Origin of the sequence: Paenarthrobacter sp. AB444, from assembly GCF_028736865.1 — a bacterium.
GTDB lineage: Bacteria > Actinomycetota > Actinomycetes > Actinomycetales > Micrococcaceae > Arthrobacter > Arthrobacter nicotinovorans_B.
The window spans coordinates 1-10247 of the sequence record NZ_JAQZBY010000025.1; the positions used below are offsets into that span (position 1 = coordinate 1).

A 10247-nucleotide genomic window follows, 5' to 3' on the forward strand; every position below is an offset into this window, starting at 1 on the left:
AACATGGGCCATAAGTGACCCCGCGTTGCTCTGAGGGAGCGGTTACAGCTTGGCGATGATCTCCGCCAGAAGCTTCGAGATCCGCTTGCCCGCTGCCTGCCCGGCCTCCAGAACTTCCGCGTGGCTCAGCGGAACCGGGCTGATGCCCGCGGCGAGGTTCGTCACCAGCGAGATGCCAAAGACTTCCATGCCCGCGTGGCGCCCGGCGATGGCTTCCAGCGCCGTGGACATGCCCACCAGGTCCGCGCCGATCCGCTTGGCATACTGCACCTCGGCCGGGGTCTCATAGTGCGGGCCGGTGAACTGTGCGTACACGCCCTCCTGCAGAGAGGAATCCACTTCGCGGGCCAGTTGCCGGATGCGTGAAGAGTAGAGGTCGGTGAGGTCCACGAACGTTGCGCCCTCAAGCGGTGAAGTTGCGGTCAGGTTGATGTGGTCACTGATCAGCACCGGGGTGCCGGGTGTCCAGTCTTCGTTGAGTCCGCCACAGCCGTTCGTCAGGACCAGTGTCTTGCAACCGGCGGCAGCAGCCGTCCGGACGCCGTGGACAACCGATCGGACGCCACGGCCTTCGTAGTAGTGCGTCCTGGCACCCAGGACCAGGGCGCGCTTGCCCTCCTTCGTGAGTACAGAACGGATGGTGCCCACATGGCCCACCACGGCCGGCTTGTGGAAGCCGGGCACCTCGGAGGCATTCAGGGTTGCCGTGGTCTCGCCAATGAGATCGGCGGCCTCGGCCCAGCCGGATCCAAGCACCAGCGCTACGTCGTGGGACTCGACGCCGGTCTCGGCGGCTATGAAGTCTGCGGCGGCCTGGGCGGCTTCAAAGGGGTCTGTGTTCATCAGCTCAGTGTTACTCACTGGTACAAGCTACCTTGCGCCAACCGCAATCAGGTAGGGGCAGAGGTGAGGGTGGGCTGAGTGGCAGCCTGCCGGGCAATAAGCGAGAATTGAGGATTGTGACCACCCAAGTTGACTTCAGTGCCCCCCGTATCGCGATCCTGGGAGGTGGTCCCGGCGGATACGAAGCCGCCATGGTAGCCGCCTCACTGGGTGCCCACGTCACCATCGTCGAGCGCGCCGGCCTCGGCGGATCCGCCGTGCTGACCGACGTCGTGCCTTCCAAGACCCTGATCGCCACCGCCGACCTCATGACCCGCGTCGGTGAGGCGGACGAGCTGGGAGTGAAGTTCGACGGCGATGGCGCGGCCTCCAAGCCCCGCGCCGACCTCAAGCACATCAACGACCGCGTCCTGAACCTGGCCCACGGACAGTCCAACGACATCCGCGCAGGCCTTGAGCGCTTGGGCGTGGAAATCGTCATCGGCTCCGGCAAACTGCTGGACAACAACACCATCGAGGTCCTGACCCTGGAAGGGACCCGCACCATCGACGCCGACGCCATCCTTTTGGCCGTCGGCGCCCACCCGCGCGAGCTCCCCACGGCAAAGCCCGACGGCGAACGCATCCTCAACTGGGCCCAGATCTACAACCTGGACGAACTTCCCGAGGAACTGATCGTCGTGGGATCCGGTGTCACGGGTGCCGAATTCGCCTCCGCCTACAACGGCCTGGGCTCCAAGGTCACCTTGATTTCCAGCCGCGACCAGGTCCTCCCCGGCGAGGACACCGACGCTGCCAAGTTGCTGGAGGGCGTCTTCGAACGCCGCGGCGTCCGCGTTTTGTCCAAGTCCCGCGCGAATGCGGTTGAGCGGACGGACGACGGCGTGAAGGTCACCTTGGGTGACGGTTCCGTGGTGACGGGCTCGCACTGCCTGGTGTGCGTCGGATCCATCCCGAACACCGCAGGGGTCGGACTCGAGGAAGCCGGCGTAACGCTCACCGAATCGGGCCACATCAAGGTCGACGGCGTTTCCCGCACCACTGCGCCCAACATCTACGCCGCCGGCGACTGCACGGGCGTTTTTGCTTTGGCATCCGTGGCTGCCATGCAGGGCCGGATCGCCATTGCACACTTCATGGGCGACGGCGTGAAGCCCCTCAAGCTCAACCAAGTGGCATCGAACATCTTCACCTCCCCGGAGATCGCCTCCGTTGGTGTCTCCGAGGCCGACCTTGCTTCGGGCAAGTACCAAGGCGATGTTGTGATGCTCTCGCTGCTCAGCAACGCCCGCGCCAAGATGCGCAATACCAAGGACGGCTTCGTCAAGATCATCGCCCGCAAGGGCTCCGGCACCGTTATCGGTGGCGTGGTGGTGGGACCGAACGCGTCGGAACTGATCTTCCCGATCTCCGTGGCTGTTACTCAGAAGCTCCACGTTGATGATGTGGCCAGTGCATTCACCGTGTACCCGTCGCTGACCGGCTCCATCTCGGAGGCCGCACGCCGGCTCCACGTTCACATGTAGCTTGTTGCTTCACGGGCCGCCTGCCGGGCACCCGACTTCGCTGGAAAGCTGCGATGACGCCGGGAAACTTCCGGCTAACCCGCAGCGTTCCCGCGAAACGGGCTTTTTGCGTCTTAGGAGTCCAGGACTGCTACCGCCTCAGCCAGGGGCATGTGGAGGGCAGGGCCGTGGCCGGGGAGGATCACGCTGGCTTCAAGGCTCTCCAGTCGCCGGGCAGAGGACAGTGCTGCGGCCGGGTCCGAGTGGAACATCCTGTGCAGCATCTGCGGACCTTCCTTGCTGCTGATCGGATGACCGCTGACGAACGTATCTCCCACGGCAATCGCTCCGGCGTCCGGCAGCCGGAGGACCACGTTTCCGGGGGTGTGGCCGGGCAGCGTGCTTGCCTCGGGCCGGCCGGGGAGGGCCGCGAGCCGCTCAGGGGTCCAGGCTTCGGCGAGCACGGCCGGCTTGGCTTGGAGGGCCTTGGCCTTGATGACATGGATCATCCAGCGCAAGACCGTGGGACGCCAGATCCTGGCCAGCACTTGGCCCATGGTGACCTGGTGCTTCTCCTTGCCCTGGACGTGGGCCAGCTCCTCCGGGGAGCAGAGGATGGGCGTGCCGTAGCTCTCAGAGAAGTACGCGGCCGAGCCTGTGTGGTCCACGTGGCCGTGAGTGATGAGCATGGCCTTGGCCTCGGCGGGATCGAGTCCCAGTTGGCGGATGGAGGACAGGACCGCGTCCCGGTCCGCCGGGTATCCGCCGTCGATCAGGATGAAACCTGTCTCGTCGCGGACAATGAGCCAGTTGGAGGCGGGCCCTTCGACAAAATGGACGCCGGGGGCGGGTTCGGAGATGTTCACTGTCGGAAGTCTAGTCCGCCGGGCGTTCACGCGACTTCGCTGGAAGCTTGCGAAGACGCCCGGAACCTTCCGGCGAACCCGCAGCGTTCCAGCGAAGTCACGGCACGGCCTCAGGCAACAGCTCCCTGGAAGTGCTTCTCGATGAGGCCCTTGATGTCCTCGTGGCATCCACCGCAGCCGGTCCCGGCGCGGGTTGCCTTGGAAACCTCCGCAACGGAAGAGCAGCCCTCCACCACGGAATCCCCGATACTGGCGGCACTGACACCGGCGCAGCGGCACACGGTCCGCTGGGGGTCGTTGTTCGCGGCCCCCGTATCGAGTTGGTCCGGACCATCGAGCCGAAGCAGCAAGGAGCGGTCCGCTGGCAGCTCGGAGGCGCGTTCGAACAGCATCACCAGCTCGGCTGCCGTCCTGGGCATCCCGACGGACACCAAGCCTTCCAGTACGCCGCCGCGGGTCGTCATTTTCACGTAGCGCCCGTGCTCAGGATCGGCCCACTGTGAGATCTGCCGGCGCGGACGACCGGCAGCGGCCCCGGCCTCAAGCAGTTCCTCGTCCCAAGGATCGGCCTGGTTGTCGCCCGCCACGGCCAGGTTGATGCCCCGGGCCTTGAGGACAATGACACCGGGCTTCTCTACTGGCAAGGGCTCCAACGAATCCGCGGCGGCCTGTCCGTCCCTGGCCAGAACCATCAGGTACTCCGCCAGCCACTCGGCCTGCCGCCACCCGGGACCAACAAGGCCGGAAGGACCAGCGGCTGTCCGGCACTCAACGCAGGAGGCATCAGAGCAGCGGACTTCGGCGCAGTCACCGATCGCGAATATGTGGGGCTCATGGTGCGTACGCAGATGGTGGTCCACCAGGACTCCGGTGCCAACAGGCAGACCACAGCCCTCTGCCAACTCACTCCGCGGCCGCACGCCGCAGGACAGTACCAGCAGGTCGCCGTCGATCGCGGAGCCGTCGTCGAGCAGCAACGCTGAGAACGAGCCGCCGGGACCCGCGGTTTCGACGCCGGTGGACCGGGCGTTGCCAGCCATGCGGACTCCGTTGCTGCGCAGACTCGCAGTCAGGACCGAGCCACTGCCGCGGTCGATGCTGCGGCCCAGTGGAAACGGTCCGTTGTGCACCACGGTTGCCTGGGCGCCTTCCTCGGAGACGGCCAAAGCAGTCTCCAATCCGAGCACGCCGCCGCCAAGGATCACTACGCGTTTTCGGCCGGCAACAGCGGAGCGCAGCACAGCGGCATCCTGAAGGTCGCGGAGGGTAATGACGCCGGCCGGCAACACAGGTCCGGACGGGTCAGGGTTCAACCCCGTGAGGTTGGGAATGACCGGCCGTGAACCCGTAGCGAAAACCAGCCGATCGTAATGCTCGGAGGAGCCATCGGAGAGGACAACGCTCTGCCGCGCACGGTCGATCCTCTTCACCGCGGTTCCCAGCCGTACTTCCACCCCGGAAGCTTCCAAATCGGCAGCATCCGCCATGGCCAGGGCGTCGGCTGTCATACGCCCCACCCCAAGCTCGGCCACCATCACGCGGTTGTAGGCTGCCTCGGGTTCCTGTCCCACAACGAGCAGTTGCACAAGCCCCGAACGAACGGAGGGAAGCAGCTCATCGACCAAACGGGCAGCCACCGGCCCGAATCCAACAACAACAATGCGCTCGCTCATAGAGCCTCCTCGGCGTACAAAGGCAGTCCCGCGTCGACCAGGGTCGCGGGGACGGGGTTGGAAACAGCGCGCCGGACCCACACCCGGCTGGTCTTGAATTCCGGCATGCCGGAGATCGGATCAGTGGTGGCCTCGGTGAGCCGGTTGGCGTTCTCCTGGCCGGGGAAGTGGAAGGGAAGGAAAACGGTGTCCGGACGGACGGTGTTGCTCAGTTCAGCCCGGCACAGGACCTCGCCGCGCTCGTTGCTGACTGTGGCGTAGTCGCCGTCGATGATCCCATGGGAGGCCGCGGTTGCAGGGTGGATCAGCAGCCGTACCTGTGGGTGCGCGGCGAGTAAGTCGGCGACGCGACGTGTTTGCGAACCCGACTGGTAGTGCTCCAGCAGGCGTCCGGTGGCCAGGGCCAGGGAATCATCCGCGAACGACCGTACGGCCTTCTTGGACGGGGTCACGGGAACCATCACGGCCCGGCCATCGGCGTGCGCGAAACCATCGGCAAACAGTCGGGGAGTGCCGTTGCTGCCCACGGGGTACGGCCAATAGGCCGCCTCGCCGCGGTCCAGCATGGCGTAGTCGATTCCGGAGTAATCCGCCAGGCCACCAGCAGAAGCCACACGCAATTCCTCGAACACAGTCCCGGGATCGTCACTGAACGAGGAAGGCGCCTCGAGAAGCTCGGCAAGACGCGCCATCACCCACAATTCGCTGCGGACACCCGGGGGAGGGGTCAGCGCACGCCGACGCCGGATCACGCGTCCCTCAAGGTTTGTCAGCGTGCCCTCTTCCTCGGCCCACTGCGTCACCGGCAGCACAAGGTCCGCCTCCATGGCCGTCTCCGACATGAAGAAGTCGCAGACCACCAGGAAGTCGAGGTCCCTGAGCCCGGCAGTGACGGCATTGGTGTCCGGTGCCGAGACCACCACGTTGGCGCCGTGCACGAAAAGGCAACGGACGCCGTCGGGCTTTCCAAGCGATTTCAGAAGTTCGACGGCGGGCAGTCCCGGACCAGGGATGAGCGACTCGTCGATGCCCCACACGGAAGCGATATGGGCGCGTGCCGCAGGATCGGTGATCTTGCGGTAACCCGGGAGCTGGTCAGCCTTCTGGCCGTGTTCGCGTCCACCCTGGCCGTTGCCTTGTCCGGTGAGGGTGCCGTAGCCGCTTCGCGCCGAGCCGGGCAGGCCCAGAAGGAGGCTGAGGTTGATGGCGGCCGTGGCGGTGTCCGTTCCGTCCACGTGTTGTTCGACGCCGCGGCCACTGAGGATGTAGCTGCCGCCGGTACGTGCTCCCTGGGCGAGTCGGCGTGCGGTGTCCCGGATGAGGTTCGCGGGGACGCCGGTGATGGACTGGACCCGTTCCGGCCAGAACGCGGAGAGGCTGCGGACCAGTGCGGGGTAGCCGGAGGTACGGGTCGCCACGAAAGCTGAGTCCACCAACCCCTCATGGACCACTACATGCGAGATGCCCAAAAGGAGAGCCAAATCAGTACCGGGCGTCGGCTGCAGGTGGAGGCCGCCGCCGTCGGACGTCAATGCGGCAGTAGCCGAGCGGCGGGGGTCCACCACGATCAGGCCGCCCGCGTCGCGTGCGCCGTGCAGGTGCTGAACGAAGGGCGGCATGGTGTCGGCGACGTTGGAACCAAGCAGGAGGATGACCGACGCCGAGTCCAGGTCCGTGACCGGGAAGGGGAGTCCGCGGTCCACGCCGAACGCGCGGTTCCCGGCTGCCGCTGCCGATGACATGCAGAACCGGCCGTTGTAGTCGATCCGGGAGGTACGAAGCGCCAAGCGGGCGAACTTGCCCAACATGTAGGCCTTCTCGTTGGTGAGGCCGCCGCCGCCGAAGACTCCGACGGCGTCGTTCCCATACTGCCCCTGAGTGTCCTTGACCGCCGCCGTGATGAGCGTGAGGGCCTGCTCCCAGGAGATCGGTTGGTGGACGCCGTCGGAGCCTTTCAGCATCGGCTCGGTGACCCGGCCGCTATGGCGCAATAACGACGCCGATGTCCAGCCCTTGCGGCACAGCCCGCCCCGGTTGGTGGGGAAGTCGCGCCCGGAAACGTCGAGGGGCGCGGCGGGTTGGGCGGGCCCGGCGGCCGCTGCCGCCTGACCCGCCACCTCAGGGGTAACCGGCCTCAACGTCATGGCGCACTGGAGCGCGCAGTAGGGGCAGTGGGTATCGGCGCCGTTGGGCATCTAGATGTGTCCGATCGTGTTGCGCTGGCGGGCAGGGCGGATGTAGCAGACCCAGCAAACTGCCAGCATCAGGACATAGGCCGCCACGAATCCGTAGAACGCCGGGGTGTAGGAGCCGCTGGCCGTGTTGGAGGCGTTGAGCACCTGCGGAATCACGAAGCCGCCGTAGGCGCCGATCGCCGAGATCAGGCCCAGGGAGGAGGCTGCGAGGCGTGCCGTGGCCGCACTGCTGGCACCGGACCGGGCTGCGCGGCTGGACGTCGCGAAGATGACAGGGATCATCCGGTAGGTCGCACCGTTTCCGAAGCCGCTGGAGACGAAGAGCAGGAGGAACAGGCCCAGGAAGAGCCAGAAGTTCTTCAGTGGCAGCGTCCAGATCATGGTGAGGGTGATGACGGCCATCGAAGCGAACGCGGTGATGGTCATACGCGCCCCACCCATTCGGTCGGCCATACGTCCGCCGTAGGGTCGGGCCAGGGAACCGACCAGCGGGCCGAGGAAGGCCAGGGACAGTGCCACTGCACCGACGTGGATCGAGGAGAACTCCGGGAAGTAGTCCTTGATCAGCTTGGGGAAGACACCGGCGAAACCGATGAACGAGCCAAAAGTGCCGATGTACAGGAACGCCATGATCCACAGGTGCGGTTCCTTCACCGCGGTCAGGGAACCGGCCACGTCACCCTTGGCGCTGGTGAGGTTGTTCATGTACTTCCAGGCGCCGAAGGCGGCGATGATGATCAGCGGGATCCAGATGATGCCAGCCATGGGCAGGTTCACGGTTCCGGCCGCCAGCAGGGTGATGGCGATGGGGACAACAAGCTGTGCGACGGCGGCACCCAGGTTTCCGCCTGCGGCGTTCAGTCCCAAGGCCCAGCCCTTTTCACGTGCGGGGTAGAAGAAGGTGATGTTGGCCATCGAGCTGGCGAAGTTGCCACCGCCGAAGCCGGCGAGGGCGGCCATGAGGAGCATGACGCCGAACGGAGTCTGCGGGTTCGAGACACACAGCGCCAGTCCCGTAGTGGGGATCAGGAGCAGGAGCGCCGAGACGATGGTCCAGTTCCGGCCACCGAACCTGGGAACCATGAAGGTGTAGGGAATACGAAGTGTCGCGCCTACGAGGCTGGGGATGGAGATGAGCCAGAAGATCTGGTTGGTGTCGAAGGTGAAGCCGGCCGCGGGGAGTTGGACAACCACGATGGACCACAGCTGCCACACAACGAATCCGAGGAATTCTGCGAAAATGGACCAGTACAGGTTTCGCTTCGCGATGACCCGGCCTTCGGCTTCCCACTGGCCCTTGTCTTCGGCATCCCAGTTGGCGATCCAGCGGCCGGGGCGGTGTTCAAGGGTGGTGGTGGCGGCAGCAGTGGACTGGACTGGAGCCAGTGCATCTGCGGTGCTTTCAACAGTCACGGAGTGCCTCCTTGGTGGGGGTCGGTGTTCTTCCAAGGTAGGTTTGGCGCATTTCGCGGACGGTCGCGGTTTGTAAACGGGCTGTGACATTTCCCTATCAGCGCGGTCACCGGCGCGTGAGGCTTCGGTGAGGTATTGTGGCGCAGACCACATAGTGGGACTTTCCCGTTCGTCCGCATGCTGGACATTGTTGTCCAGTGAGTGGACGGCGGGAACTATTATTGAACTCTCAATTAATCCTTCTCCGGGTGGTGCGCTCAGGCACCGCACGGCGTGAACGAAAGCTGCTACTACATGTCTTCCACTGCACCATCCAAGGAAGGCGAGTCCACTCGACCGGTGAACTCGCGGGGGCGGGTGATCTTCGCCAGCCTGATCGGCACCACGATCGAGTTCTACGACTTCTACGCGTACGCGACGGCGTCTGTGCTCGTCTTCCCGAAGCTCTTCTTCCCCGATGCCACCGACATCAACGCCCTGCTCAGCGCCTTCGCCATCTTCGGCGTCGCTTTCTTCGCACGGCCTATCGGCGCTGTGGTCTTCGGACACTTTGGTGACAAGATCGGCCGCAAGGGAACCCTGGTGGCTTCCTTGCTGACGATGGGTATTGCCACCTTCCTTATCGGCCTTCTCCCCGAAGCATCGTTGCCCGGGTGGGCCATCCTCGCGCCGCTGCTGCTTGTGGTCCTGCGTTTCTTCCAGGGCCTGGCCCTGGGCGGCGAATGGTCCGGTGCCGCCTTGCTCGCCACCGAGAACGCCCCCGAGGGAAAGCGCGCCATCTACGGTACGTTCCCGCAGCTGGGTGCGCCCATCGGCTTCATCATCGCCAACGTGATCTTCATCTGGATGAACGTTGCCCTGACGCCCGAACAGTTCCTGGCCTGGGGCTGGCGCGTGCCGTTCCTCGTGAGCGCCGTTTTGGTGATCGTGGGCCTGTATGTCCGGCTCAAGCTCGTGGAGAGCGCATCCTTCACCAAGGTTGTCCAGCAGGACAAGGTCCAGAAGCTTCCCCTGGGTGCCACGCTCAAGAACCACTGGCGTCCCGTGGTAGCGGGCACGTTCATCATGTTTGCCACGTACGTGCTGTTCTACATCATGACCACGTTCACCCTCTCCTACGGCACCAAGCCGACGCTGGCAGGTGCCCAGGCGGCGGCTGAGAAGGCCGGCAAGCCGATGACCGCGGAGCAGATTGCCGCGTTCGTGCCCGGTCTTGGCATCTCCCGTTCGGACTTCCTGTGGATGCTGATCATCGGTGTGGTCTTCTTCGGTATCTTCACCGTCGTCTCCGGTCCGCTGGCCGAAAAGTGGGGACGCCGTAAGTTCCTGCTGGGTGTCACCGCAGGCATCTTTGTCTTCGGCGCACTCTGGTTCACCATGTTCGGACCCGGCCAGGCGGCAGCCATGGTCGGTCTCATCGTCGGCTTCACCCTCATGGGCCTGACTTTTGGTCCCATGGCGGCCATCCTGCCCGAGCTGTTCCCGGCCAACGTCCGGTACACGGGCTCGGCAGTGGCTTACAACCTGTCGTCCATGATCGGCGCCGCTCCTGCATCCTTCGTTGCCATCGCCCTCTGGTCGGCGGCCAACGGAAGCACCTGGCTGGTGGGGGTCTACATGGCCGTCGCAGCGGTGATCACTTTCATCGCGCTGTGGCTCACCCGCGAAACCAAGGACACGGACTACGAGAACAACGTAGCCTAAGCAGCCCTTAACCACGCCGGCCCCGCACCAAAAGGTGCGGGGCCGACG

The 10247-nt window shown here is 65.1% G+C and carries 7 protein-coding genes; 2 read left to right on the plus strand and 5 right to left on the minus strand.

The genetic code is table 11. The annotated features are described in order from the left end of the window. Nucleotides 1-42: 42 nt before the first annotated feature. Nucleotides 43-843, minus strand: coding sequence for a purine-nucleoside phosphorylase (locus tag PQ627_RS19800; RefSeq protein ID WP_186313634.1), 801 nt, complete (start codon nt 841-843; stop codon nt 43-45). Between the two features lie 116 nt (nt 844-959). On the opposite strand from PQ627_RS19800, the gene PQ627_RS19805 reads away from it, so the two are divergent. Next, complete coding sequence (locus PQ627_RS19805) at nt 960-2369, plus strand: NAD(P)H-quinone dehydrogenase (protein ID WP_262277896.1); 1410 nt, start codon at nt 960-962, stop codon at nt 2367-2369. Between the two features lie 113 nt (nt 2370-2482). Here the strand turns inward: PQ627_RS19805 and PQ627_RS19810 are convergent, their stop codons facing one another. The 4 genes from PQ627_RS19810 to PQ627_RS19825 all read right to left on the minus strand — a co-directional run bounded on the left by PQ627_RS19810 (nt 2483) and on the right by PQ627_RS19825 (nt 8495). Continuing rightward, complete coding sequence (locus PQ627_RS19810) at nt 2483-3214, minus strand: MBL fold metallo-hydrolase (protein WP_274263019.1); 732 nt, start codon at nt 3212-3214, stop codon at nt 2483-2485. 110 nt (nt 3215-3324) lie between these two features. Then, nucleotides 3325-4887, minus strand: coding sequence for an FAD-dependent oxidoreductase (locus tag PQ627_RS19815; protein ID WP_274263020.1), 1563 nt, complete (start codon nt 4885-4887; stop codon nt 3325-3327). Continuing rightward, nucleotides 4884-7082, minus strand: a complete 2199-nt coding sequence (locus tag PQ627_RS19820; RefSeq protein WP_274263021.1) for a molybdopterin oxidoreductase family protein — start codon at nt 7080-7082, stop codon at nt 4884-4886. The genes PQ627_RS19815 and PQ627_RS19820 overlap by 4 nt, the downstream gene beginning before the upstream one ends. Next, a complete protein-coding gene (locus PQ627_RS19825; RefSeq protein WP_443192769.1) occupies nt 7083-8495 on the minus strand; it encodes an MFS transporter in 1413 nt (470 codons plus the stop codon). It abuts the gene before it with no gap. A gap of 294 nt (nt 8496-8789) precedes the next feature. Between PQ627_RS19825 and PQ627_RS19830 the strand changes: the two genes are divergently transcribed. Further along, on the plus strand, nt 8790-10199 hold the full coding sequence (locus tag PQ627_RS19830; RefSeq protein WP_144661986.1) for an MFS transporter: 1410 nt from the start codon (nt 8790-8792) through the stop codon (nt 10197-10199). Nucleotides 10200-10247 lie beyond the last annotated feature (48 nt).

Coding starts and splice junctions, on each gene's coding strand:
- PQ627_RS19800 (WP_186313634.1), bottom strand. CDS start 843: ATGAACACAGACCCCTTTGAAGCCGCCCAGGCCGCCGCAGACTTCATA.
- PQ627_RS19815 (WP_274263020.1), bottom strand. CDS start 4,887: ATGAGCGAGCGCATTGTTGTTGTTGGATTCGGGCCGGTGGCTGCCCGT.
- PQ627_RS19820 (WP_274263021.1), bottom strand. CDS start 7,082: ATGCCCAACGGCGCCGATACCCACTGCCCCTACTGCGCGCTCCAGTGC.
- PQ627_RS19830 (WP_144661986.1), top strand. CDS start 8,790: ATGTCTTCCACTGCACCATCCAAGGAAGGCGAGTCCACTCGACCGGTG.